Raw genomic sequence first — 24,810 nt, forward strand, 5'->3', positions numbered from 1 at the left:
CACCATGATCGAAGTACACGATGTACGCAAACAGTTCGGCGAGGTGCAGGCGCTCGGCGGCGTCAGCTTCAGCGCGCGCGACGGCCAGATCACGGCCCTGCTCGGCCCCAACGGCGCCGGCAAGACCACCCTGCTGCGCACCCTGGTCGCCCTGCTCAAGCGCGACCAGGGAACGATCGCCGTCGACGGCGTCGACCCGGAAAAGGACCCGCTCACGGTACGCCGCAACATCGGCTTCCTGACCGACCAGTTCGGCCTCTACGAGCGCCTCTCCACGCGCGAATACCTCACCTATTTCGGTGAACTGAACGGCATGGACGGCGCCGCCCTGGCACAGCGTATCGGCGAGGTCGCGGACCTGCTGTCGATGGACGATATCCTCGAGCGCCGCACCAAGGGCTTCTCGCAGGGCCAGCGCATCAAGGTGGCGCTGGCGCGCACGCTCCTGCACCGGCCGCGCAACCTGCTGCTCGACGAACCGAGCCGGGGCCTGGACGTGATGAGCACGCGCGCGCTGCGGCGCGCCCTGGCCGCCCTGCGCGCCGACGGCTGCTGCGTCATCATGGCCACCCACGTGATGCAGGAGGTGACCCACCTGTGCGACGACGTGATCGTCATCGCCAAGGGCCATACCGTGGCCCAGGGTTCGCCGTTCGAATTGTGCCGCCGCACCGGCATCGAAAACCTCGAGGACGCGTTCGTCAGCCTGGTCGGCGAAGAAGGGATCGCCGCATGAAGCCGCCCGTTCTCACCATCTTCCTGAAAGAGATGCGCGAAACCCTGCGCGAAAAACGCACAGTCGGGCTGCTGCTGCTGTTTACGATGATGTACCCGGTCATGATCGGCGTCATCCTGAACCAGGTGATCGACCGCAACACGCGTTCGGAGCGCGAAGGCATCGACCTGGCCGTCATCGGCGCCGCCAGGGCACCCACGCTGATGGCACAGCTCAAGCAGAAGAACATCACGGTCATCGATACCGCCCCGATGGACGAGCCGGCGATCCAGGCCAAGCTGCAGGAGGGAAAGGTGGCCGGGGTACTGCGCCTGTCGGATAAATTCACCGACAACTACACGGCCATGCGCCCGGCCCGCGTCGAGCTGTGGTACGACTCGGCCGCCGAGAAGCATGCGCAGCGGCGCGAGATCGAGGACGTGCTCGAGGCCTACGGCGCGAATGTCGCCAGTGCGCGCCTGCTGGCGCACGGCGTGTCGCCGGCCACGCTGGCGCCGATCGAGGTGCAGCGCTACGACACCGGCACGAATGCCTCGCGCTCGGCCGGCTTCATCGGCAGCATGCTCAGCATGCTGTTCTTCCCCGCCTTCTTCTGCGGCATGTCGGCCGCCGTCGACAGCACCGCCGGCGAGCGCGAACGGCGTTCGCTGGAAGTACTGATGGCGCAGCCGGCGCGGGCCTGGGAGATCGTCTCCGGCAAGTGGCTCATGGCCGCCGCGCTGGCCGTGATCGGTCTGACGCTCGAACTGATCCTGGCCCACGTGGTGCTGTCCTGGATTCCGCTCGAGGAACTGGGCATGGCGTGGAGCCTGTCCTGGGCCGAGGTGGCCATGGTCTGCATCGTGGCGGTGCCGCTGGCATTGCTCGCCGCCGCGCTGCAGATCGCGCTGGCGATGAACGCCAAGTCGTTCAAGGAAGCGCAAAGCCTGCTCAGCATCGTGCTGCTGCTGCCGATGCTGCCGGGGGTCGTGGTCTCGATGATGGATTTGAAGACGTCGCTGTGGATGTACGCGGTGCCGATGCTGTCGAACCAGACCTTGCTGCGCGAGCTGTCGAAAGGCGTGGACGTCGGCGCCCTGCCCTTCCTGCTCACCTTCGTCAGCGGCACGCTGCCGGCGCTGGCCATCGTCGCCTTCGCCAGCTGGCGCATGAAGAGCGAGCGCTACGTGCTGGCGGTGTAAAGTCCCGGCTTGCGCCATCCGCGGAAAAACAGCCCTGCCCGACGAGTCGGCCAGGGCTGTTTTACAATAGGCATTCACCATCGCGGAGAGACACAATGGAAGTCAAAGTCAGCTGGAACGGCCCTTCGGGCATGAGTTTTCGCGCCCAGACCGGGTCGGGCCACATGGTGTCAATGGACGGCGCGCCCGAGGGCGGCGGCCACAACCTCGCGCCGCGGCCGATGGAGATGGTCCTGGCCGGCACCGGCGGCTGCAGCGCCTACGACGTGGTCATGATCCTGCAGCGCGGGCGCGAGAACGTGAGCGGATGCGACGTCACGCTGCAGGCCGAGCGCGCCCCGGTCGATCCGAAGATTTTCACCAAGATCAATTTTCACTTTGTCGTCACCGGACGCAACCTGAAACCGGCGGCGGTGGAGCGCGCGGTGAAGCTGTCGCACGAAAAGTACTGCTCGGCCTCGATCATGCTGGCGGCGATGGCCGAGATCACGCATTCGGTCGAGATCGTCGAAGCCCAGTGATGCGGCGGCGCGAACCGCGCACACAGGCACCGCCGGCGGCGCCCGGCGCCGCATGCCTTATAAATAATACGCCGTCGTCGTCATCACCTTCGCCATCGCGCGCATCGCCAGCTTGACCGGCACCGGCATCTCTTGCGCGCCCAGTGCCTGGGCCGCATCGCCATGGGCAACTTCATCGCGCCGCATCTGCTCGACGATCGCACGCGACCTGGCGTCGCCCGGGGGCAGCTGGTCGAGGTGGAGATTCAGGTGCGCTTCGACCTGGCGCTCGGTCTCGACCACAAAACCCAGGCTGCGCGCGTCGCCCAGCCTGGCGGCCACGGTGCCCATCGCATACGCGCCCGCATACCAGAGCGGATTCAACAGGCTCGGCTGCGAGCCGAGTTCGGCCAGGCGCTGCGCGGTCCAGGCCAGGTGGTCTTCCTCTTCGCGTCCGGCCTGCTGGAACTGGGCGCGCATGGCGGCGCTTTGCGCGTGCCGTGCCTGCGCATCGTAGAGCGCCTGGGCGCACACTTCGCCGACGTGGTTCACGCGCATCAAGCCGGCGCTGTGGCGCTGCTCGCGCTCGTCGAGTTCGCACTCGAGCGCGTGCGCCGCCGGGTTCGCGCGCGAGGCCGAGGCCACGCCGCCGACCACGCGCAGGGCCTTGTCGAAGCCGACGATCAGGTCGTCGAGTGGACTGATGAAACGGTTGGCTCGCATAGGATTCCAGTAGTCGTGGCAAAACCACATTATATGCGCCGTGCCCGGCGCTTGCCACGCACCTGCCGGCCCCATGCCGGAAAGCGCGGCGGGCGCACACCCTGCGCCCGCTTTTCTGCAGTCCAGGCAGCGCCAGGCGCCGTGCATCGCACGGCGCGGCCAGGGTCAGCCGTTAAGGCATACAATGCAGTCGTTAAAAAGGCTTGGCGGAAATGAAAGTAATCGCCCTGCAAAAGTTCATCTGGAGTCCGCATGGAATTACGCATCCGCAATTTGTCCAAGACCTACGCCAATGGTGTGGTGGCGCTGGACAAGGTCACGCTGAACATCCCGCCCGGGATGTTCGGCTTGCTGGGGCCGAACGGCGCCGGCAAGTCGACCCTGATGCGCATTCTCGCCACGCTCCAGGAATGCGATGCCGGCTCGGTCTTTCTCGACGATATCGACGTGCTCGACGAAAAGGACGAGGTACGGCGCATGCTCGGCTACCTGCCGCAGGACTTCGGCGTATATCCGAAAGTGTCCGCCTACGAGCTGCTCGACCATTTCGCCCAGCTGAAAGGCATCGCGCACAAGCAACGGCGGCGCGAGGTCGTCGACGGGCTCCTGCAACAGACCAACCTGTTCGAGGTGCGCCACCAGAAGCTGGGCACCTTCTCGGGCGGCATGCGCCAGCGCTTCGGCGTGGCCCAGGCCCTGATCGGCGACCCGCAGCTGATCATCGTCGACGAGCCCACCGCCGGCCTCGACCCGCAGGAGCGCGTGCGCTTCCATAACCTGCTGTCGGACATCGGCGCCGACAAGACGGTGCTGCTGTCGACCCACATCGTCTCCGACGTGGCCGACCTGTGCGCCAACATGGCGATCATCCACAAGGGCCATGTGCTGCTGTGCGGCGAACCGGCGCGCCTGATCGAGGGCATCGAGCGACACATCTGGGCGCGCTTCGTCGACAAGGCCGACCTGCCGCTGTTCCAGAAGCAGCACACGGTGATCTCGACGCGCCTGCGCGCCGGCCGCACGCTGATCCATGTGTATGCCGAGGGCGACCCCGGGATGGGCTTCGAGAAAGCGCACGCCAGCCTCGATGATGTCTATTTCGCCACCATCGCCGGCCGCCACAACCTGCAGGCCGGGAACTGCTGATCGATGGCAGCGCTCCTTTCCATTGCCCGTTTCGAGCTGCGCGGGCGCTTCAAGCAGGTGTCGACCTGGGTCTACTTCTTCGCCTTCGTCGCCCTGGCCGTGCTGTGGACGGCCGCCGCCGGCGGCGTCTTCAAGGACACGGTCGTCGCCTTCGGCTCGCGCGTGCTGATCAACGGACCGCGCCAGGTCGCCTTGTCCGTCGCCTTGCTGGGCTGCGCCGGCGTCATCGTGATCGCCGCCATCATGGGCCGTGCCGTGCAGCAGGACTTCGAGTACGGCATGCACCATTTCTTCTTCAGCGCACCGATTCCGAAATACGCCTATGTGTTCGGACGCTTCCTCGGCGCCTGGCTGGCGCTGGCCTTCGTATTCGCCGCCATTCCCCTCGGCATCTGGATCGGCAGCCTGCTGCCCGGGATCGACCCCGACCGCGTGGGCGCGGCCGGCGCCCTGACCTATGTGCTGCCCTGGCTGCTGACCCTGCTGCCGAACCTGTTCATTTTCGGCGCCATCTTCTTCGTGCTGGCGGCGCTGACGCGGCGCATGCTGCCGGTCTACGTGGCCGGCATCGTGCTGATGGTGGGCTATACGATCGCCCCTTCGCTGGCGCGCGACTTCGACTATAAAACCCTGGCCGCGCTGATCGACCCCTTCGCCACCACGGCGTTGCTGCACCTGACCGAATACTGGCCCACGCCTGCGCGCAACGCGCGTCCGGTCCTGCTCGAAGGGGTCTACCTCGTCAACCGCCTGATCTGGTGCGGCTTCGGCCTGGCCGTCCTGCTGCTGGGCTACTGGCGCTTCCACCTGGTCGGCCTGCTGGAAACCCGCGGCAGCGACCCGCGCAACGCCGGCGAAGCCGGTCCGGTCCTGTCGCAGGCGGCCGTCAACACGCGCGGGCAGCCCGACTTCGCACGCCGCAAGCTGGGCCTGCTGCTGGCCAGCGAAGCGGCGCGCCACCTGCGCCAGTCGGTGGCCACGCTGCCCTTCGCCCTGATCGCCGTCGTCGGCATGGCGCTGCTGGCCTGGGGCAGCTTCGACGTCGGCCACCTGCACGGCGCGCGCACCTATCCCGTGACCTGGCAAATGCTGGAACTGGTGCGCGACGTGTTTGCGATCTACATCGTCGTCGTGACCGCCTTCTACGCGGGCCAGCTGGTCTGGCGCGAGCGCGATGCGGGGACCAGCCAGCTGTTCGACGCGCTGCCGGTGCCGGGCTGGCTGGCGCCGCTGTCGAAAACGCTGGCGCTCGTCGCGATGCAGGCGCTGCTGCTGTTGCTGGCCATGCTCTGCGCGATGCTGTGCCAGCTGCTGCGCGGTTATGCCGCGCTCGAGCCGGGCCTGTATTTGCAAACCCTGTCGACGATCCTGCTGCCGCGCTACGCGCTGCTGGCGGTGCTGGCGATCGCGGTGCAGGCGCTGTGCAGCCGCAAATACCTGGGCTACGCGCTGCTGGCGGCCTTCGCCGTGGCGTCGATCGCATTGCGCGGGCGCGGCTTCGACCACCCGCTGCTGCATTACGCGACCTTCCCCCCGCTCGATTATTCGGCCATGAACGGCTACGGCCACCACCTGCGGCGCGAGCGCGTGCTCGCAATTTATTGGGGCGGCGCGGCCCTGATGCTGCTTGCGGCAACGGTCGTCCTGTGGCCGCGCGGCGTGAACGCGGAACTGAAAAGCCGTTTGCGGATGGCGCGCCAGAACCTGACGCCAGCGGCCATGGGCGCCTTCGGGGCGGGCCTGCTGGTCTTCGCGGGCACCGGCGCCCTGCTGTGGTACGAACTGCACGTGGCCGGCAGCTACCGCACCACGCACCAGGAAGAGGCGCGCCGCGCCGCCTATGAGCGGCGTTACCTGTCCTTCGCGCGCCTGCCGCAGCCGGCCCTGGCCACGGTCGACCTGCGCGTCGAGCTGCATCCGCGCGCACGCATGCTGGCCGTGCAGGGCCACTACCAGCTCGAGAACCGCAGCGGCGCGCCGCTGCGCGACCTGGTGCTGTACCAGCAGCCGGGCTACGACCTGGCAGTACGCTTGTCGCAGCCGGCCACGCTGCTCACCAGCGACCGCGAACGCGGCTTCTTCCACTACCGCCTGGCCCAGCCGATGCAGCCGGGCGCGCGCGTCGCGCTCGCGTTCGAACTGAGCATCGCGCCGGGCGGCCTGCTCGGCATCGGCAGCGACACCCCGGTAGCGAACAACGGCAGCTTCTTCACGCACGAGGCGCTGCCGCGCATCGGCTACCAGCATACGGTCGCGCTGCGCGACGCGCGCGACCGCCGCCGCCACGGCCTGGCGCGCCGCGCGCCGCAGGCCGCGCCGCCCCCGACCGGACGGATCGACTTCAGCGCCGTCATCGGCACCGCGGTCGACCAGGTCGCCGTGGCGCCGGGCACGCTCGAGCGCGAATGGATCGCCAGCGAGCGGCGCCATTTCCATTACCGCTCCGACGGCGCCATGCCCGCCGACTACGCGATCGCCTCGGCGCGCTATGCGGTGCGCCACGAGCGCTGGCAGGACGTGGCCATCGACGCCTATTTCGAGCCGGCGCATGCCCACAACGTGGCACCCCTGCTGCGCGGCGCCGTCGCCGCGCTCGATTACGGCGCGCGCCAGTTCGGCCCCTACGGCGAGCACGACCTGCGCCTGGTCGAGGTGCCGCGCCAGGCCGGCGAGGCGCATGCCTTCCCCGGCATGCTGGCCTTGCCCGAAGACGGCGCCTTCATCGCCCGTCTCGACGGCGACGCGCGCACCGGCATCGACTACCCGTTCTACATGGGCGCCTGGAGCACCGCGCACCAGTGGTGGCGGCGCCAGCCGGGCGGCTCGCCGCTGGCCGACGGGCTGGCAGAGTACACGGCCTTGATGGCGGTGCGCCGCAGTGCTGGCGCGCCGGCCCTGCGGCGCTACCTGCGCGAAGACCTGCGTGCCTACCTGATGGGCCGGGCCCTGGCGACCGGACGCGAACAGCCGCTCGTCATGAGCCAGGACGAGCCCTGGCTGCGCCGCCATAAGGCGGGCCTGGCGCTCTTCCTGGCGCAGGACCTGCTGGGCGAGGAACGCGTCAACGGCGTGCTGCGCGGCCTGGCCGCCGATACCGGCTCGCCGTCCCCGGACATGGCGGCGCTGGCGGCGGCCCTGCGCGCGCAAGCGCCGCCCGACAAGGCGTACCTGGTGCGCGACCTGTTCGACGACATCGTCCTTTACGAGAACCGCGCCGACAGCGCCAGCGCGCGCCTGCGCCCGGACGGCAGGTACGAGGTGACCCTGCATGCCAGCGCCGCCAAGGTGCGGGCCGGCGGCGCGGCCGAGCAGGAACTGCCGCTGGCCGACTATATCGAGTTCGGCGTGGACGACCGCGCGGGCAAGCCCCTGGTGCGCGAACGGCGGCGCGTGGCGAGCGGCGCGCAGCGCATCCGCTTCGTCGTCGACGTCCGCCCGGGCCGCGCCGGGATCGATCCTGACTACAAACTGATCGACAAGAAGCCGACGGATAACATGGTAGTTGTCGACAACGGGTAAAACTCGCGATATTATCGAGGCACTATTCCAGTGAGGTTTATCGATGTCGACCATGCTTGCCGAAGTTTGCGAAAAAATTCAGCTCCTCAACGCCGAGGAAAAGCATGAGGTGCTGCGCGTCCTGTTACAGGACATCGACGACATCGCCGATGCCGATGCCGACGAAGCCTGGCGCGACGAAATCGTGCGCCGGGTGAAGGCGATCCGCAACGGCGAAGCCGCGATCCGCGCCCTGCAAGACTGGCAGGAGTGAACCGCGCGGCGCCCCCTTGCGCCGCCTTCTCGCCTTGCCTGCGCTACCAGGATCGGGTAAGCGTATAAACAGAATGCAACGTTAGCAATAAAAAACCGCGACCCGAAGGCCGCGGTTTTTTTCGTTGCGGGTGCGAGCCAGTCCAGGCTTACTTTTTCGGGGCTGCCTTTTTGGCCGGCGCCTTCCTGGCGGCCGGCTTCTTCGCCGCCGCTTTCGCGGCAGGCTTTTTCGCTACCTTGGCGGCTGCGGCCACCGCCACGTCACCGCCCTCGCCGTCCGGCGCGGCATCCACCGCGGCGGCCTTGCCCTTGGCGGGCGCCTTGGCCTTGCGCTCCTCGAACTCGAAGCTGATCTTGCCGTCCTTTGCGCGCGCCAGGTAGGCCTTGAACGAACGGCGCGTCCGCTGCGACACGAAGCCCGGCAACAGGTCGGTCTTGCCCTCGTTGAGCAGCTTGGCCATCTGCTCGGGCAGGATTTCCTGCTGCAGGATGATGCGGCCGCTGCGGAAGTCGCAGGTCTTGGGCTTGGCCACGCTCTTCTCGCACACGTAGGCCAGGCCCATCTCGTAGACGCCGCCAAAGCATTTCGGGCACGGCCCGAGCGGCGTCTGGCCGGTGAAGTCGACGCCCTCGCCGTCTTCCCCGCCCTCCTGGTCCTGGCCGAAGTCGAATTCGAGCTTGAAGTTGTTGATGTCCTCGTCGCGCACGATGCGCAGGATGGCGGCGAACGGACGGCCCATCTTCGAACGGAAACCCTGCAGCGGACCGATGGTGCGCTTTTCCAGCAATTCTTCGACCTCGTTGATCTCGAACTGGCGGCTGCCCGGCGTCTTGCTCATCGAAAAATCGCACTTGGTGCAGGCGAAGCGGCGGTAGTTTTCCTTGACCACGCCGGCGCAGTTCGGGCACGGCGCGGCCAGGGTCGCATACTCGCCCGGAATCGTGTCGTTGTTGTATTCCTTGGCACGCTTGACGATGATTTGGGTCATCTGGGCGATCTCGCGCATGAATTCCTCGCGCGAAATCTTGCCCTTTTCCATCTGCGACAGCTTGTACTCCCATTCGCCCGTCAGTTCCGGCGCGGTAAGTTCGTTGACGCCGAGACCGCGCAGCAGCGTCATCAGCTGCGAAGCCTTGGCGGTCGGGATCAGCTCGCGTCCTTCGCGGATCAGGTATTTCTCGGTCAGCAGGCCCTCGATGATGGCCGCGCGCGTGGCCGGCGTGCCCAGGCCCTTGCCGGCCATCGCGTCGCGCAGCTCGTCCGAATCGATCAGCTTGCCCGCGCCTTCCATGGCCGAGAGCAGCGTCGCTTCGCTGTAGCGTGCGGGCGGTTTCGTGACCAGGCCGTTGGCGGTGATTTTATCGGTCAGCACCTTCTCGCCCTTGGCGACCGGCACCAGGGTCGCGCCATCCTTGTCGTCGCCGGTGGTGTCCTTGCCGTAGACGGCCAGCCAGCCCGGGTTCGTCATGACCTTGCCTTCGGTCTTGAACTGGTGGCCGGACACTTCGGTGAAGCGGGTCGTGACCAGGAACTCGGCCGGCGGGAAGAACACCGCCATGAAGCGGCGCGTGACCAGGTCGTACAGCTTCTGTTCCGGCTCGGAGAGGTTTTTCGGCGCGACGCCGGTCGGGATGATCGCGAAGTGATCCGAGATCTTGGTGTTGTCGAAAATGCGCTTGTTCGGCTTGACCCAGCCGTTCTTGCTGATCTGCTTGGCGAACTGGTGATAGTTGTTGTTCTCGGCCAGCGAGTCGATCGTCGACTTGACGGTGGCGACGTAGTCTTCGGGCAGGTGGCGCGAGTCGGTACGCGGATAAGTCAGCACCTTGTGCTTCTCGTACAGCGCCTGGGCCAGGCCGAGCGTGTTCTTGGCCGAGAAGCCGAAGCGGCCGTTGGCCTCGCGCTGGAGCGAAGTCAGGTCGAACAGGGCCGGCGCCATCGAGGTGGTCGGCTTCGATTCCTCGGTGACGACGCCCTGCTTGCCGCGGCAGGCGGCGGCGATCGAGTCGGCAGCCGTCTTGCTCCACAGGCGCTCGGGACGCTTCTCCGGGTCGTTCTCGTCCTTCTTGAACTTCTGGTCGAGCCAGCGTCCTTCGTAGACACCGGCGGCGCAGACGAATTCGGCGCGCACTTCCCAGTAGTCGCGCGCGACGAACTTCTTGATTTTCTCCTCGCGCTCGACCACGATCGACAGGGTCGGCGTCTGCACCCGGCCCACGGTCGTCAGGTAGAAGCCGCCCTCTTTCGAGTTGAAGGCGGTCATGGCGCGGGTGCCGTTGATGCCGATCAGCCAGTCCGCTTCCGAGCGGCAGCGGGCAGCATCGGCCAGCGGCAGCATCTCTTCGTCGCTGCGCAGCTGCTTGAAGCCCTCCTTGATCGCGTTGGCCGTCATCGATTGCAGCCACAGGCGCTTGACCGGCTGCTTGGCCTTCGCGTTCTGCGCGATCAGGCGGAAAATCAGTTCACCTTCGCGGCCCGCGTCACAGGCATTGATGAGGGTCGAGACATCCTTGCGCTTGATGAGCTTGTTGAGTACCTTGAGGCGCGACTCGGTCTTCGCGATCGGATTGAGCGCGAAGTAAGGGGGAATCATCGGCAGGTGCGTGAAGCTCCATTTGCCGCGCTTGACGTCGTATTCCTCGGGCACCGCGATTTCCAGCAGGTGGCCGACGGCGGACGACAGGACGTATTCGTCGGATTCGAAATACTCATCGTGCTTGGTGAAGCCGCCGAGTGTCTTGGCGATGTCGTTCGCGACGGACGGCTTCTCGGCGATGATGAGGGTTTTGGTCATAGATTTCTCGTCGTACTTATATATAGAGGTGTTTGGCCTGCGCATCATACATGCTTTGGCGGTCGACCAAGACACTAGTATCTTAGTGGTAACAGTCTTGAATGAGCGGCCAATGATAAGCGCCTTGACGCGCAATTCGCAAGTAGCCTCTGCACCAGGTTCGTGCACGGCGCCGCGGAAAAGGCCGTGGCGGCGCCGTCGTGGCGCGTCCGCAACGATGAAATTTCTGGCCTGCATCACCAGCGGCGCGGCGCCGTGCACGGGCCAATTAGATCGCTTGCAATTAGATAGCGCGCGATATAAAGTGCGGCCATGACCAGCAAATCCGCCAAGACCGACGCCCTGCTCCGCCTCGACAGCCAGCTCTGCTTTGCCCTGTACTCGGCCAACCTGGCGATGACCAAGGTCTATCGGCGCCTGCTGGCCGATCTCGGCCTTACCTACCCGCAATACCTGGTCATGCTGGTGCTGTGGGAAGCCGAGGGCGTGACCGTATCGCGCCTGGGCGAGCGCCTGTTCCTCGATTCGGCGACCCTGACGCCCCTGCTCAAGCGCCTGCAGGCGGCCGGCCTGGTGCTGCGCGAGCGCGGCCTGGACGACGAGCGCCAGGTGCTGGTCAGCCTGACCGATCCCGGCCGTGCCCTGCGCAACAAGGCGCGCGCGGTGCCGGAAGGCGCGTTTTGCGCGACCGGCTGCAAGCCGGAACAATTGCAGGCGATCCAGCGCCAGCTCGAGCAGTTGCGGGCGAGCCTGGCACTGCATAATTAAGGCCCGCGATACTTCATGCATCAAGCCCGCCGATTTAAGTAGCGTACTATTTAATCGACAGCGATCCAATTCGGCGCTGTCTTCTCATCACCACAACTGGAGAACAACATGTCCCTCGAAAAAACCTTATATGTCGCTCATGCAACCGCCACCGGTGGCCGCGATGGCCGCGCCGTCTCGTCCGACGAGCAGCTCAATGTCGCGCTGTCGACGCCGCGCGAACTGGGCGGCGCCGGTGGCGCCGGAAGTAATCCTGAGCAATTGTTTGCAGCCGGCTATGCAGCCTGTTTCATCGGCGCATTGAAGTTCGTCGCGGCAAAAGAAAAGCTGGCATTGCCGGCGCAGACCGCAGTCACGGCCGATGTCGGCATCGGTCCGCTGCCGACCGGCTTCGGCATCGAAGTGACACTCAATGTCTCGGTTCCGGGTTTGGCGCGCGAGCAGGTCGAATCGCTGGTGGACAAGGCGCACGTGGTCTGCCCGTACTCGAATGCAACGCGCGGCAACATCGACGTTACGCTCAATATTGTGTAAACGATTCGCTCGCAACACCAGGCGTGGACATGAAAACTGCCGCAATGCGGCAGTTTTTATGCGTACGGCGTTATTTCATCACTTAATGCAATTGACGCGGAATTTGTTCGTCATCGGAGCCGAACAGATCGTCGAAGATCAGCGCGTCCGGTTCCTTGTTCTGGCTCCACATCATCATCAGCACGATGATCTTCAGCTTGCTCAGGGTAACGGGCGATTCGTCCACCGCGAGTGCGCGCTCGATGACGATTTCGCGCTGTAGCGGCGTGAGCAGCTTGGCGCTTTCCAGGAACTGGATGAAGCCGATCGCGGCGCTGCCGAGCTCGTTATATTCCTCGTCCACGTAATAACGGGTGCCGGTGGAGGCGACCACGTCGGCCAGCTCTTCGCCGGCCATTTCAGTAAGCCCCGTGAGCCAATCGATGGCCTCGCAGATCTCGAAGTCGTCGAAGCCGACGGCGGAGAGCTTGCGTGCCAGTGCAGCCGGCTCGGGGCAGGCTTCGGGACGATAGTACGTCTCGTAGAGGTAGACCAGGATGTCGAACATAGTGTCGCTACTGTAGCAGCTAAGCTCGCACAGGTACAAGCTTGCCGCGTGCGCGCGCATCCGGCACATGGAAATCGTCGTTTTTCGGCCTTATCGGTTCATACAGGCCAGCCGGTATTGTTCAACATGATGTCTCTTTTCAACGCGCTACGCGAAGGGCATTAAATATATACACGCTGCACTTTTCCACCAGGTAAACGTTCGATCATGCCGGCCATTTCGAGTGCCAATAAGCCCATGCTCAACTGGCCGATATCGGCGCCCAGGCGTTCGAGCAAATCGTCGACGTCGAGCGGCCCATGTCCGAGTTGCGCGAGCAAATCCGTACAGTCCGTTTCCGTCGGCAATGCATGCGCGGCGCCGCTTGCCGATAACGACGCCGATGCCAGCGGCGACACCTGCAAGGCTTCGAGCACTTCGTCGACGGTCTCGACCAGCCGCGCGCCGTCGCGTATGAGCTGGTGGCAGCCCTTGGCCAGCGGCGCGTGGATCGAACCGGGCAAGGCGAACACGTCGCGGCCCTGTTCGGCCGCCACGCGTGCGGTAATGAGCGAGCCCGAGCGCGCTGCCGCTTCCACGACGAGCACGCCGGACGACAAGCCGCTGATGATGCGGTTACGGCGCGGAAAGTTACCGGACGTGGGAGGCGTGCCGAGCGCATATTCGCTGACGATGCAGCCTGCGTCGGCGATGCGTTCGGCCAGCGCCCGATTGCGCGCCGGATAGCACAAGTCGGCGCCGGTGCCGACCACGGCGATCGTCGAGCCCGCGCCGCGCAAGGCGCCTTCATGCGCCGCGGCATCGATGCCGAGCGCCAATCCCGAAACCACGCACACGCCCGCGTCCGACAAGGCCGCCGCAAAGGCCGCCGCGTTCGCCTTCCCCTGCACAGTCGCATTGCGGCTGCCGACGATCGCCAGCGCCGGACGCGCGAGCAGGTCGATGCGGCCGCTGATATGGAGCAGCAGCGGCGGATCGGGAATGTTGGCCAGCGCCCGCGGATAGGCGGCATCGCCCAGCGCCAGCACGTGATGCGCGGGCGCGCGCAGCCAGGCCAGCGTGGCGTCGATGCGCTCGCGTGTCTGGCGCGAGGGCGGCGCGCACAGCGCCCCCGCCACGGCGGGACCGGCATGGGCGGCGAGCGCCGCATGGCCTGCTTCGAAGATCGCACGCGGCGAGCCGAAGGCGGCCAGCAGCAGGTGCGCCGTGCGCAGCCCTACCCCGCGTGCCCCGTCCAGGCGCAGCCAGTCGGTGAGGAAGCTAACGCGGCTGGCGGGGATGGGGTCCGTGTCCTGCACGGTGGATTTACTCCGGTGATTTCGCCACGTCGCCGACTTCCACCGGCACCGTCGCCTGCATGATCAGGCCATAGGAAACGCGCCCGAACACTCGGAAGATGAACAGGCTGCCATATTGTTCATCGGGAAGCTTCAACGTCGGCTTCTTCAATCCGAACAGCCCCTTGCTGCCTTCCGGATCGGCCACCGTCTTCCCGAAATGATAGAGCTGCAAGACCGAGCCGACATCGAGTCCGTCAATCGAACCGCGGTTGACAGTGACGATCTGGTTTTGCCCGGCATGGGTCACGCCGGCATGGATCGACATCACGCGCGCGTCGATGCCGACGAGCGGCACGTGCGGCACATAGTTGCGCACCGTGGGGGGCGGCGCCGGCAACAGGCGGTCGCCCACGCCCATTTCGCTCACCGAACCCGAGACCGTCATGGTGTGCACGTCGACGCCGGGCGCGGCCGCCTTGACCAGCCTGACCGTCCCGACATAGGTCGCTTCATGCGCCAGCACGGCGCCGGTCTGCGGATCCTTCAGCGGACCGCGCGGGCGAAACACCTGGAATTCGGTCGCGCCCTGCAAGCCGCCGCGCACGTACACGCGGTCGCCGGTGCCGAGGTAGAGCCGGTTTTCCGCCGAAGCCGCGATGCGCGGCGCGCCGGCCAGGGCGTCTTGTTCGATCACCAGCGGCTGGGTCAGGTAGGGTTCGATGAGGCCGGCGGGAATGGCGTCGATGGCGCCGCGCTCGAGGCCTTCGCTGCGCACCTGGGGCGACAGGCGCAGCAGGGGCGCGTCGCCGCCGTCGCCGCCGCCGGGCCTGGTCAGCGAGAGGCGCCCGCGCGCACGGTCGAAATAGACGATCTGGCCCGGATAGATCCAGTGCGGATTGCGGATCTCTTCGCGGTTCATGCCCCATACCTGGGGCCAGCACCAGGGATGCTCGAGGAAGGCGCCGGAAATATCCCACAGGGTATCGCCCTTGACGACGCGATGCTGATCGGGAGCATTTGCCTTGAAGCTGCATTCAGCAGCCTGGACAGGGCCGGCCACGACACACGCGACTAGCGCCGCGGCTGCAGCGCGGGTCACGACTGTGCTAAAATTTTTCATTGAAGACGTTCGTAAAGTGCGGCATTGACAACGGAATTGCTGGCTGCGCCCGTCATCCTGGCCAGCCGCGGCGCAAGAGACAGCACGACGTAACTCCCCTTTGCCGCCCGGCGGATCAAAAAGGGTTGCCCTACTGAATCAAATTCTGCACACAAATCCTTGAACTAGCAAGACAAACCGCGTCCTGCCAGTTTTGTAATGTGTTGCATTCCTGTCCTGCGCCTCCATCTATCGACCGTCCATCCCGATCCCTTATTTAACTATTACTGAACACGCTGATATGGCCCTCTTGAAGATCCTGCGCTATCCCGATCCCCGCCTGCACAAGGTGGCGGCGCCAGTCACCGAATTCGGCGCGCGCCTGGCTACCCTGGTGGCCGACATGGCCGAGACCATGTACGACGCGCCCGGCGTCGGCCTGGCCGCGACCCAGGTCGACGTGCATGAGCGCGTGGTCGTGATCGACACCACCGAGACGCACGACGGGCTGCTGGTGTTCGTCAATCCGGAAATCGTCTGGGCCAGCGACGAAATGCAGGTCTATGACGAGGGCTGCCTGTCGGTGCCGAACGTCTACGACGGCGTCGAACGCCCGGCGCGCGTGAAGGTGCGCGCCCAGGATGCGCAAGGCGCATTCTTCGAGCTCGACTGCGATGGCTTGCTGGCCGTCTGCATCCAGCACGAGATGGACCACCTGATGGGCAAGGTCTTCGTTGAATACCTGTCGCCCCTGAAGCGCAACCGCATCAAGGCCAAGCTGCAGAAGGAAGGGCGCGGCATGGAACGCGAAGCGGCCCTGAAGGCCGCCGGCCGCCGGTATTGAGCCGATGACCAGGGCGCCGCTGAAAGTCGTCTTTGCCGGTACGCCGGAGTTTGCCGCCTGCGCCTTGCGCGCCTTGATCGATGCCGGTTTCGACATCCCGCTCGTGCTGACCCAGCCCGACCGCCCGGCCGGGCGCGGCATGCAGGTGCAAGCCTCGAGCGTGAAACAGGTCGCGCTCGACCATGGCATCGAGGTGCTGCAGCCGCTGTCGCTGCGCATGGACAGCAAGGACCCGCAGCGCGCGTCGCAGGCCCAGGCCGCCCACGCGCGCCTCGCCGCGCTCGGCTATGACGTGATGGTGGTCGCGGCCTATGGTTTGATCTTGCCGCGCAGCACGCTCGACATCGCGCCCTGCATCAACATCCATGGCTCGCTGCTGCCGCGCTGGCGCGGCGCCGCCCCGATCCACCGCGCCATCGAAAGCGGCGATGCGGAAACGGGCGTGACCATCATGGGCATGGAAGAAGGCCTCGATACCGGGCCGATGATGCTGATCGAACGCGTGGCCATCGACGATGGCGACACTACCGGCAGCCTGCACGACAAGCTTGCCGCGCTGGGCGCGACGATGATCGTCGAGGCCTTGCGCCGGTTCGAGCGGGGCGCATTGCCCGCCACGCCGCAGCCCGCTGCCGGCGTGAGCTACGCGGCCAAGATCAGCAAGGACGAGGCCAGGCTCGATTTCACCCTGCCCGCCGTCGACCTGTGGCGCAAGGTGCGCGCCTTCAACCCGTTTCCCGGTGCGCAAGGCAGCGTGAACGGGACCGTGGTCAAGATTTGGAACGCGCTGCCGGCGGACGGTGCCGGCACGCCGGGACAGGTGCTGACCGCCGACGCGCAAGGCATCGTCGTTGCCTGTGGCGAGGGTGCGCTGCGTCTGGTGCAATTGCAAAAGCCGGGCGGCAAGCGCCTGCCGGCGGGGGAATTCCTGAAGGGATTTGCGCTGGAAGGATTGGTGTTCGCGTAAACGAACAACGCGAACAACGCGAACAACGCGAACGACGCGCCCGTCGGACGCGTGCCGACCCACCCTGCCTACTCCGCGTCCAACTCGCCTGCGCGCTGGGCATCCATATGCTCGCGCAAGACCTGGTTGATGCGGGTCTGGTACCCGGGACCGGCTGCCTTGAACCATTCCAGCATGTCGACGTCGAGGCGGATCGTCACGATCTGCTTCGCCCCCGGTGGCGTGGCCTTCGGCTCTGTCGCCGTCATGTGGCTGGGCATCGCAGGCTGATCCCAATCTGGTTCGTATTCTTTGTTCATGCTATCCGTCCCGTGTTAAACCGTGCCACGTTCTTCATGGCCTGTATTTATTGTCGTCGCTGTATGTATCGGCAAAATTGCGGAACCGACAGATTTTGTAACACCGTGTAACAATCGAGTGCATAAACACATAACGATACAATCTTCTCCACCTGGCCTGCCGAGGGCGGTCCAACCCCGCATTGACGTATAATTTCAGACCGCCCTTCCCGTGCCGGTGTTCCGCGCACGCCTCTAGAAAGTGACCGATGACTGCCCCGACTTCCATTCCATCCCCGATCGAAACCCAGCTGCGCGCGATCCTGGCGCGCCGCATCATGATCCTGGATGGCGCCATGGGCACCATCATCCAGCAATACAAACTCGATGAAGCCGCCTACCGCGGCGGACCGCAGGGCCGCTTCGCCGGCTTCGCCGCCCCGGCGGACAGCGGCGCGCGCGAACTTTTTGTGAAGGGCAACAACGAACTGCTGACCCTGACCCAGCCGCAGATCATCCAGGAAATCCACGAGCGCTACCTCGCGGCCGGCGCCGACCTGATCGAGACGAATACCTTCGGCGCCACCAGCGTGGCCCAGGACGATTACCACATGGGCCACCTGGCCTACGAGATGAACGTACAAGCCGCCAGGCTGGCACGCGCCGCCTGCGACAAGTACAGCAGCGCCGACAAACCGCGCTTCGTTGCCGGCGCCCTCGGCCCGACTCCGAAGACGGCCTCGATCTCGCCCGACGTCAACGATCCGGCCGCGCGCAACGTCACGTTCGATCAACTCGTCGCGAGCTACCACGAGCAGGTGGCCGGCCTGGTCGAAGGCGGCGTCGACGTGCTGCTGGTCGAGACCATCTTCGACACCCTCAACTGCAAGGCGGCGCTGTTCGCGATCGACCTGTATTTCGACGAGCACCCGGACGTGGTGCGCAAGCCGATCATGATCTCGGGCACCGTCACCGACGCCTCGGGCCGCATCCTGTCGGGCCAGACCGTGCCCGCCTTCTGGAATTCGGTGCGCCACGCCAAACCGCTGACGATCGGACTGAACTGCGCGCTGGGTGCGGCGCTGATGCGTCCCTACGCCGAAGAGCTGTCGCGCATTGCCGACACCTTCGTGTGCATCTACCCGAACGCCGGCCTGCCCAACCCGATGAGCGACACCGGTTTCGACGAGCTGCCGGCCGACACGTCGGCGCTCTTGCGCGAATTCGCCGAAGCCGGCTTCGTCAACATCGCCGGCGGCTGCTGCGGCACCACGCCCGAGCACATCGCGGCGATCTCCGAGCTGTTGTCCACGGCGAAACCACGCGCGCTGCCGGACATCCCGACCGCGCTGCGCCTGTCGGGCCTGGAGCCGTTCACGATCGACGAGAGCTCGCTGTTCGTCAACGTCGGCGAGCGCACCAACGTCACCGGTTCGAAAGCCTTCGCGCGCATGATCCTCAACGAGCAGTTCGACGAGGCGCTGTCGGTGGCGCGCCAGCAGGTCGAGAACGGGGCCCAGGTCATCGACATCAACATGGACGAAGCGATGCTCGACTCGCAGGCGGCCATGACGCGCTTCTTGAACCTGATCGCCTCCGAACCCGACATTTCGCGCGTGCCGATCATGATCGACTCCTCGAAGTGGAGCGTGATCGAGGCGGGCCTGAAATGCGTGCAGGGCAAGGCCATCGTCAACTCGATTTCGCTGAAGGAAGGCGAGGAAGAATTCCTGCGCCAGGCCACCCTCTGCCGCCGCTACGGCGCGGCCGTGATCGTGATGGCCTTCGACGAGCAGGGCCAGGCCGATACCTTCGCGCGCAAGACCGAGATTTGCCAGCGCGCCTACACGGTGTTGACGGAGCAAGTGGGCTTCCCCCCGGAAGACATCATTTTTGATCCGAACATTTTCGCGATCGCCACCGGCATCGAAGAGCACGACAACTACGCAGTCGATTTCATCAACGCCACGCGCTGGATCCGCCAGAACCTGCCGCATGCGAAAGTTTCGGGCGGCGTCTCGAACGTCTCCTTCAGCTTCCGCGGCAACGACCCGGCGCGCGAAGCGATCCACACCGTCTTCCTGTATCACGCGATCCAGGCCGGCATGACGATGGGCATCGTCAACGCCGGCATGGTCGGCGTCTACGACGACCTGCCGGCCGAGCTGCGCGAGCGCGTCGAGGACGTCGTGCTGAACCGCCGCCAGGACGCCACCGAGCGCATGATCGAGATCGCCGGCAGCCTGAAGGCGGGCGGCGGCAAGCAGGAACAGAACCTCGAATGGCGCAACGGCCCCGTCGAAAAACGCCTGGCGCACGCGCTGGTGCACGGCATCACGCAGTGGATCGTCGAGGACACCGAGGAAGCGCGCCAGGCCGTGCTGGCGGCCGAAGGGCGCCCGATCCACGTGATCGAGGGCCCGCTGATGGACGGCATGAACATCGTCGGCGACCTCTTTGGCCAGGGCAAGATGTTCCTGCCGCAGGTGGTCAAGTCGGCGCGCGTGATGAAGCAGGCCGTGGCCCACCTGATTCCGTACATCGAGGAAGAAAAGGCGCGCGAGCAAGAGCGCACCGGCGTCGTCGCCAAACCGAAGGGCAAGATCGTCATCGCCACCGTGAAGGGCGACGTGCACGACATCGGCAAGAACATCGTCTCGGTGGTCCTGCAATGCAATAACTTTGAGATCGTCAACATGGGCGTGATGGTGCCCTGCTCCGACATCCTCGCCAGGGCCAAGGCCGAGAACGCCGACATCGTCGGCCTGTCGGGCCTGATCACGCCCTCGCTCGAAGAGATGGCCCACGTCGCGCGCGAGATGCAGCGCGACCCGTGGTTCCGCGAGCGCGGCATTCCCTTGCTCATCGGCGGCGCCACCACCAGCCGTGCCCACACGGCCGTGAAGATCGCGCCGCACTACGACGGCCCGGTCGTGTACGTGCCGGACGCCTCGCGTTCGGTCTCGGTCGGCCAGTCGCTGCTGACCGAGGAATCGCGCCACCAGTACATGGCCGAGATCAAGCTCGACTACGAACGCATCCGCGAACAGCACGCCAACAAGAAGGCGCTGCCGATGCTCACGCTAGAACAGGCGCGCGGCAACAAGGCCAAGCTGGCATTCGCGCCGAAAAAGCCGAAGTTCATCGGCCGCCGCGTCTTCAAGAACGTCGAACTGGCCACCCTGGCACGCTACATCGACTGGGCTCCGTTCTTCCAGACCTGGGACCTGGCCGGACCCTTCCCCGCCATCCTGACCGACGGCGTGGTCGGCGAAGCGGCCTCGAAAGTGTTCGAGGATGGCCAGGCCCTGCTCAAGAAAATCATCGAGGGACGCTGGCTGACGGCCAACGGCGCGCTCGCCCTGCTGCCGGCCAACAGCGTCAACGACGACGACATCGAGATCTACACGGACGAAACGCGCGAGCAGGTCGCCTTCACCTGGCACGGCCTGCGCCAGCAAGGCGTCAAGCCGGTGGTCGACGGCGTGCAGCGCCCGAACCAGTGCCTGTCCGACTTCATCGCGCCGAAAGACTCGGGCGTGATGGATTACATCGGCATGTTCGCGGTCACCGCCGGCCTCGGTATCGAGAAGCACGAACAGCGTTTCGAGGAGGCGCACGACGACTACTCGTCGATCATGCTCAAGGCCCTGGCCGACCGCCTGGCCGAGGCGTTTGCCGAATACCTGCACGAGCGCGTGCGCACCGACCTGTGGGGCTACGCGCCGAACGAGGACCTGAGCAATCCGGACCTGATCGCGGAACGATACGTCGGCATCCGCCCGGCGCCGGGCTACCCTGCCTGTCCCGAGCACACGGTCAAGAAGGAATTGTTCGAGACCTTGCAGGCCGAGGAGATCGGCATGCAACTGACGCAATCCTACGCTATGTATCCTGGCGCGGCCGTATCGGGCTTCTACCTGGCGCATCCGGAATCGAAGTATTTCGTGGTCGGCAAGATCGGCGACGACCAGGTCGTCGACATGGCCCGCCGCCGCGGGATGGACAAGCAGGAAGTCGAACGCCACCTGGCGCCGAATCTGTCGTAAGCCTGCAGGGTGGACGGCAGCAGCATGCCCGTCCATCGGCGCCATGAACTTCCTGCCTGCGCCGCTGCCTAATTCACATGGGATTTGTCCCATATTGAAGGAGGTAGTCATGGCTATGCATCTCTCGACCCGGCGCTGGCAGGACCAGGTCATCCTGCTGCTCGGTGTGTGGCTGTTCGTCTCGCCCTGGGTGTTCGGTTACCCGAGCGATTCGACGCCTGCCATCAATGCCTATACGGCAGGCGTCATCATGGCGGCGCTCGCCGCTTTCGATCTCTACAAGACGTATGCCTGGGCAGTCTTCCTGAACATCATCGTCGGCGCCTGGGTGGCGGTCTCGCCCTGGCTGGTCGATGTCATGCCCGACCAGGCCATGAGCGCCAGCATGCTGCTCGTCGGCCTCGCAACGGTCGTGCTCGGGATGTGGGAACTGCGTACCGACCCCGAGCTGCATCAGCAGTGGGCCGGCACCTCGTAAGCGACGCGCCGGACCCGGGGCCTGTCCCGGGTCCGGCGGCGCCGGGCGCCGCGCTCGCCTGGCGCGCTCAGAGCGCGCTGCGCACGACCTGACCGCTCCACTCGAAGGCGGCCATTTCCAGTTCGACCAGGTCGTCGCCGCTGCTGGCTAGTTCGCTCAGGGCCGGCATGACGTCGTCGCCTTCTTCCATGCGCTCGAAGGCTTCGGCCAGGCGCAGCAGTTCGCCGAAGAAGCCGCTGCGGCGCAGCAGCGCACCCGATACTTCGTCGCTCACCGGAATCTGCTCGACCAGGTCCGCCATCGGCACGCAGAACAGGGTATCCATCAGCGACATGATGCCGACCGTGAAGGCCATGTCGGCCACGTGGCGCTGGCCCGGGCGCAGGCGCTCCGCCAGCAGCTCCATCAGGCGCGCGCGGGTGCTGGCCAGCATCAGCAGCGGGGTCTGGGTGTGGCCGTGGTTGCCCGGCTCGGCGAAGAGCATGATTTGCAGCCAGCGCTGCAGCTGGCGGCGCCCGACCACGACCAGGGCCTGGCTCAGCGAATCGATGCGCTGGCGCAGTCCGGCGGCCGGGGTGTTCACGATGCGCAGCAGGTTGATCGACAGGGTGACGTCGCGCTTGATGGCGCGCTCGATGTCGATGTTGTCGGTGTCCGACATCACCAGGTTCAGCAGGTCGACGACGGCCAGTTGCGAAGGCGAGAGCTTGCGCCCCGCGATCACCGATGGGCGCGCGAAATAAAAACCCTGGAAATAATCGAAACCGAGGTCGAGGCAGGTCTTGTATTCGGTCTGGCTCTCGACCTTCTCGGCGATCAGGCGCTTGCCGGTACCGCGCAGGCGCGGCACCAGCGCCAGCATGGTCACGACCGGCATGGCGCGCAGGTCGATCTTCACGTAATCGAGCAGGGGCAGCAGGCGGCCCAGGCGGCTGCCATGGGCGCTCGCTTCGGCGGCGAACCTGAAACCATGGCCGCTGAGCTCGGCCAGGCGCCAGAGCACCGGTTCCGTCGCCTCGACCGTGCCGACCAGTTCGAGCACGGTGCGCTCGCGCGGCAGGAAGGCGAAGATATCGCTCATCAGCACTTCGGTGTCGACGTTCAGGAAGGCGACGGCGTCGCCTACCGCGCGCGGCAAGCCGAGCTGGGCGGCATGGGCCAGCACGCCGGCCGTGGCCGGCAGGTCCGATTCGATGTCGGCGCTGTTGGCGGGGGTAGGTCGGAACAGCAGTTCGTAACCGAACAGGGCCTGATTGCGGTCGAGCATCGGCTGGCGCGCGAGATAGAAATGTCGCAGCTGCAAAGGCTGGGAGGCCTGGTCAAGGCTGGCGGTATCGGTCATCGCGGTCCCGTGGTCACGTTCATGCCGCCCACTCTACCGCATTCTCAGCAATCAGTGGATTTTCGGCATCATTTTTTCTGGAAATCGATGCCAAATTGCAAAAACGTTCTAGTGGGCGGCGGGAACCGGCAAACCGTCGATAAATACCAGCAATTGTCCAGGAGCGAAGGCGGTCCAGGTTTCGTTCGTCGTCAACGGCTCGGTGACGATGATGGCGACCCGGTCGTTCGGAGTCGTGACCTGCGAAAAGTCGACCGACAAGTCTTCGTCCGACAGGCGCGCGGTAACGAACGGATACTGGCGCACCACATAACTGAGCTTGGTCGAACAGTGCGCGAACAGGGCCGTGCCATCCGACAGCATCATGTTGAAGGTGCCGTGATCCGAGACGGTTTGTACCAGTTCCTCCAGCGCGGCGCGCAAGGCCGGCAGTGGCGGCGGACTGTCGCCGAAGCGGCGTCGCAGTTCCTGCAGCAGGAAGCAGAAGGCATGTTCGCTGTCGGTGCTGCCGACCGGGCGGAAAGCGCCGTCGAGGCGGGGCTTGAATTCCTTCAGATCGCCATTGTGGGCGAACACCCAGTAGCGGCCCCAGAGCTCGCGCACGAAGGGATGGCAGTTCTCGAGCGCGACATGGCCTTGGGTCGCCTTGCGGATATGGGCGATGACATTGGTCGACTTGATCGGATAATTTTTGATCAGCTCGGCAATCGGCGACGCGATCGCCGCCTGGTGATCGACGAAATGGCGCACCCCGGCGCCCTCGAAGAAGGCGATGCCCCAGCCGTCGTGGTGGGTATCGGTGCGGCCGCCGCGGTGGGCAAAACCGGTGAAGGAAAACACAATGTCGGTTGGGACATTGCAATTCATTGCAAGGAGTTGGCACATGGCAGTCAGCTTACCATGTTGCCCGGTCGGCGCGGCGCTGGAACGCTTGCGGTCGTACGGCAGGCCAAGGACGGGGCGGCGCCGGTGCAGCCTGCGCCTGTATCCTGTCGTCCCTGGCCGTCGTCCGTCGCGGGTCCTCCGGGCTGTGACGGGCGTGCTAGTGCAGCACCACCGGCTGGTTCATCATGGTGTCGTAGGAGCCGAGGAAATCGTCGATCTCTTCCATGGTCGGCTCGCTCGCGATGAGGTTGTTGACATCGCGGCGGAACGATTGCGCCAGTTTGCCGCCGATGAACGCTTCACGCCGGCCGGCCTTGTCGACGATTTCGTAACCACCGAAGCGCAAGGCTTCGAGGTCGCGATCGACGCCAAATTCGACCACGCTGTACTGTTCGCTGTTGTAGATCATGTTCATGGTAACTCCTTCTCTTGATCCGCGTGTTGACCGGCTGCGTGGCGGCGGGCAACCGGCTTTGACTTAGTGAAGAGGTGGGGCTTGCCGGACCAAATTTCAAGAGTGCAGGTCAGGCATCAGCGCCAGCAGTTGATCGTATGGCGGGCTACTTAACCATGATCGCAACTGATCGAGATGCGTGGTGCCCGCAACGCCGATGAACAGGCGCGCCGGGCATTGGCGCAACAGACGATTTAATGTAACACGCATGACGAGATTTCCTGCGCAGCACAAGCAACCGGGCGCGATGCGCGAAATCAGGAGATTTTGGGAAGCCTCTAGCAGACAATTGCCGTCCGGGAGGCCTTCGAGGATGACGGCAGCCCCGCCGCCACGGGGCGTAGCGGCCTGCAGGGCGAGAGAGATGGCGGCTTCGCGCGCCGCGGCCTTGGGTCCGGTGACGAGCACCGTAGGAATCGGATGACGCAAAGAA

At 65.4% G+C, this 24,810-nt stretch carries 22 protein-coding genes; 12 read left to right on the forward strand and 10 right to left on the reverse strand.

Going from position 1 to position 24,810, the window contains the following annotated elements; genetic code table 11:
- The first annotated feature begins 4 nt into the window (after positions 1-4).
- The 3 genes from ACFPOU_RS21095 (at position 5) to ACFPOU_RS21105 (ending at position 2,438) form a co-directional block, all read left to right on the forward strand.
- Complete coding sequence (locus tag ACFPOU_RS21095; RefSeq protein WP_379726073.1) at positions 5-736, forward strand: ABC transporter ATP-binding protein; 732 nt, start codon at positions 5-7, stop codon at positions 734-736.
- The gene (locus ACFPOU_RS21100; protein ID WP_379726076.1) at positions 733-1,917 is read left to right on the forward strand and encodes an ABC transporter permease; all 1,185 of its coding nucleotides are present in this window, start codon (positions 733-735) and stop codon (positions 1,915-1,917) included. The genes ACFPOU_RS21095 and ACFPOU_RS21100 overlap by 4 nt, the downstream gene beginning before the upstream one ends.
- Before the next feature lie 95 nt (positions 1,918-2,012).
- On the forward strand, positions 2,013-2,438 hold the full coding sequence (locus ACFPOU_RS21105) for an OsmC family protein (RefSeq protein WP_379726079.1): 426 nt from the start codon (positions 2,013-2,015) through the stop codon (positions 2,436-2,438).
- 57 nt (positions 2,439-2,495) lie between these two features.
- Here ACFPOU_RS21105 and coq7 read toward each other — a convergent pair whose 3' ends face one another.
- Positions 2,496-3,140 carry a 2-polyprenyl-3-methyl-6-methoxy-1,4-benzoquinone monooxygenase gene (coq7, locus tag ACFPOU_RS21110; RefSeq protein ID WP_379726082.1) on the reverse strand — a complete coding sequence of 215 codons (645 nt, stop codon included), beginning with the start codon at positions 3,138-3,140 and terminating at the stop codon, positions 2,496-2,498.
- Positions 3,141-3,392: 252 nt separating this feature from the next.
- Here coq7 and ACFPOU_RS21115 point away from each other — a divergent pair, with 252 nt between their 5' ends.
- From ACFPOU_RS21115 to ACFPOU_RS21125, 3 genes are read left to right on the forward strand one after another with little or no spacing between them, the layout of a single operon-like run.
- A complete protein-coding gene (locus tag ACFPOU_RS21115; protein WP_379726085.1) occupies positions 3,393-4,286 on the forward strand; it encodes an ABC transporter ATP-binding protein in 894 nt (297 codons plus the stop codon).
- Positions 4,287-4,289: 3 nt separating this feature from the next.
- Positions 4,290-7,805 (forward strand): ABC transporter permease/M1 family aminopeptidase, encoded by a 3,516-nt coding sequence (locus tag ACFPOU_RS21120; RefSeq protein WP_379726088.1) that lies wholly within the window; start codon positions 4,290-4,292, stop codon positions 7,803-7,805.
- 43 nt (positions 7,806-7,848) lie between these two features.
- Positions 7,849-8,058, forward strand: coding sequence for an addiction module protein (locus ACFPOU_RS21125; protein WP_379726091.1), 210 nt, complete (start codon positions 7,849-7,851; stop codon positions 8,056-8,058).
- Positions 8,059-8,206: 148 nt separating this feature from the next.
- Here the strand turns inward: ACFPOU_RS21125 and ACFPOU_RS21130 are convergent, their stop codons facing one another.
- Positions 8,207-10,852, reverse strand: coding sequence for a DNA topoisomerase III (locus ACFPOU_RS21130; protein ID WP_379726094.1), 2,646 nt, complete (start codon positions 10,850-10,852; stop codon positions 8,207-8,209).
- 312 nt (positions 10,853-11,164) lie between these two features.
- Between ACFPOU_RS21130 and ACFPOU_RS21135 the strand changes: the two genes are divergently transcribed.
- Both ACFPOU_RS21135 and ACFPOU_RS21140 read left to right on the forward strand, forming a co-directional pair.
- A complete protein-coding gene (locus tag ACFPOU_RS21135; RefSeq protein WP_379726097.1) occupies positions 11,165-11,620 on the forward strand; it encodes a MarR family winged helix-turn-helix transcriptional regulator in 456 nt (151 codons plus the stop codon).
- 108 nt (positions 11,621-11,728) lie between these two features.
- On the forward strand, positions 11,729-12,154 hold the full coding sequence (locus ACFPOU_RS21140; RefSeq protein WP_379726100.1) for an organic hydroperoxide resistance protein: 426 nt from the start codon (positions 11,729-11,731) through the stop codon (positions 12,152-12,154).
- Between the two features lie 82 nt (positions 12,155-12,236).
- On the opposite strand, the gene ACFPOU_RS21145 is transcribed toward ACFPOU_RS21140, so the two are convergent.
- The 3 genes from ACFPOU_RS21145 to ACFPOU_RS21155 form a co-directional block, all read right to left on the reverse strand.
- Entirely contained in the window at positions 12,237-12,701 is a 465-nt protein-coding gene (locus tag ACFPOU_RS21145) for a Smg family protein (protein WP_136223162.1), read from the reverse strand.
- 161 nt (positions 12,702-12,862) lie between these two features.
- Positions 12,863-13,999: a DNA-processing protein DprA gene (gene dprA, locus ACFPOU_RS21150; protein WP_379726104.1), complete on the reverse strand. Its 1,137-nt coding sequence runs from the start codon at positions 13,997-13,999 to the stop codon at positions 12,863-12,865.
- 7 nt (positions 14,000-14,006) lie between these two features.
- On the reverse strand, positions 14,007-15,101 hold the full coding sequence (locus ACFPOU_RS21155) for a LysM peptidoglycan-binding domain-containing protein (RefSeq protein WP_379726107.1): 1,095 nt from the start codon (positions 15,099-15,101) through the stop codon (positions 14,007-14,009).
- 280 nt (positions 15,102-15,381) lie between these two features.
- Here ACFPOU_RS21155 and def point away from each other — a divergent pair, with 280 nt between their 5' ends.
- Positions 15,382-15,924, forward strand: coding sequence for a peptide deformylase (gene def, locus ACFPOU_RS21160; RefSeq protein WP_379726110.1), 543 nt, complete (start codon positions 15,382-15,384; stop codon positions 15,922-15,924).
- Positions 15,925-15,943: 19 nt separating this feature from the next.
- Positions 15,944-16,891: a methionyl-tRNA formyltransferase gene (gene fmt, locus ACFPOU_RS21165; protein ID WP_379726260.1), complete on the forward strand. Its 948-nt coding sequence runs from the start codon at positions 15,944-15,946 to the stop codon at positions 16,889-16,891.
- A 68-nt stretch (positions 16,892-16,959) separates the two neighbouring features.
- On the opposite strand, the gene ACFPOU_RS21170 is transcribed toward fmt, so the two are convergent.
- A complete protein-coding gene (locus tag ACFPOU_RS21170; protein WP_465263295.1) occupies positions 16,960-17,190 on the reverse strand; it encodes a BrnA antitoxin family protein in 231 nt (76 codons plus the stop codon).
- 248 nt (positions 17,191-17,438) lie between these two features.
- On the opposite strand from ACFPOU_RS21170, the gene metH reads away from it, so the two are divergent.
- Positions 17,439-21,218: a methionine synthase gene (metH, locus tag ACFPOU_RS21175; protein WP_379726113.1), complete on the forward strand. Its 3,780-nt coding sequence runs from the start codon at positions 17,439-17,441 to the stop codon at positions 21,216-21,218.
- 109 nt (positions 21,219-21,327) lie between these two features.
- On the forward strand, positions 21,328-21,696 hold the full coding sequence (locus ACFPOU_RS21180) for an SPW repeat protein (protein ID WP_379726116.1): 369 nt from the start codon (positions 21,328-21,330) through the stop codon (positions 21,694-21,696).
- 67 nt (positions 21,697-21,763) lie between these two features.
- Here the strand turns inward: ACFPOU_RS21180 and ACFPOU_RS21185 are convergent, their stop codons facing one another.
- The 4 genes from ACFPOU_RS21185 to ACFPOU_RS21200 form a co-directional block, all read right to left on the reverse strand.
- Positions 21,764-23,038 (reverse strand): EAL and HDOD domain-containing protein, encoded by a 1,275-nt coding sequence (locus ACFPOU_RS21185; protein ID WP_379726119.1) that lies wholly within the window; start codon positions 23,036-23,038, stop codon positions 21,764-21,766.
- Between the two features lie 108 nt (positions 23,039-23,146).
- Entirely contained in the window at positions 23,147-23,923 is a 777-nt protein-coding gene (locus ACFPOU_RS21190) for a class II glutamine amidotransferase (RefSeq protein ID WP_379726121.1), read from the reverse strand.
- A gap of 157 nt (positions 23,924-24,080) precedes the next feature.
- Positions 24,081-24,338: a BTH_I0359 family protein gene (locus tag ACFPOU_RS21195; RefSeq protein WP_192053224.1), complete on the reverse strand. Its 258-nt coding sequence runs from the start codon at positions 24,336-24,338 to the stop codon at positions 24,081-24,083.
- A 96-nt stretch (positions 24,339-24,434) separates the two neighbouring features.
- Positions 24,435-24,785 (reverse strand): GTPase, encoded by a 351-nt coding sequence (locus tag ACFPOU_RS21200; RefSeq protein WP_379726124.1) that lies wholly within the window; start codon positions 24,783-24,785, stop codon positions 24,435-24,437.
- Between the last annotated feature and the right edge of the window lie 25 nt (positions 24,786-24,810).

The sequence above is a fragment of the Massilia jejuensis genome (genome assembly GCF_042656795.1).
Classification (GTDB): domain Bacteria; phylum Pseudomonadota; class Gammaproteobacteria; order Burkholderiales; family Burkholderiaceae_D; genus Telluria; species Telluria jejuensis.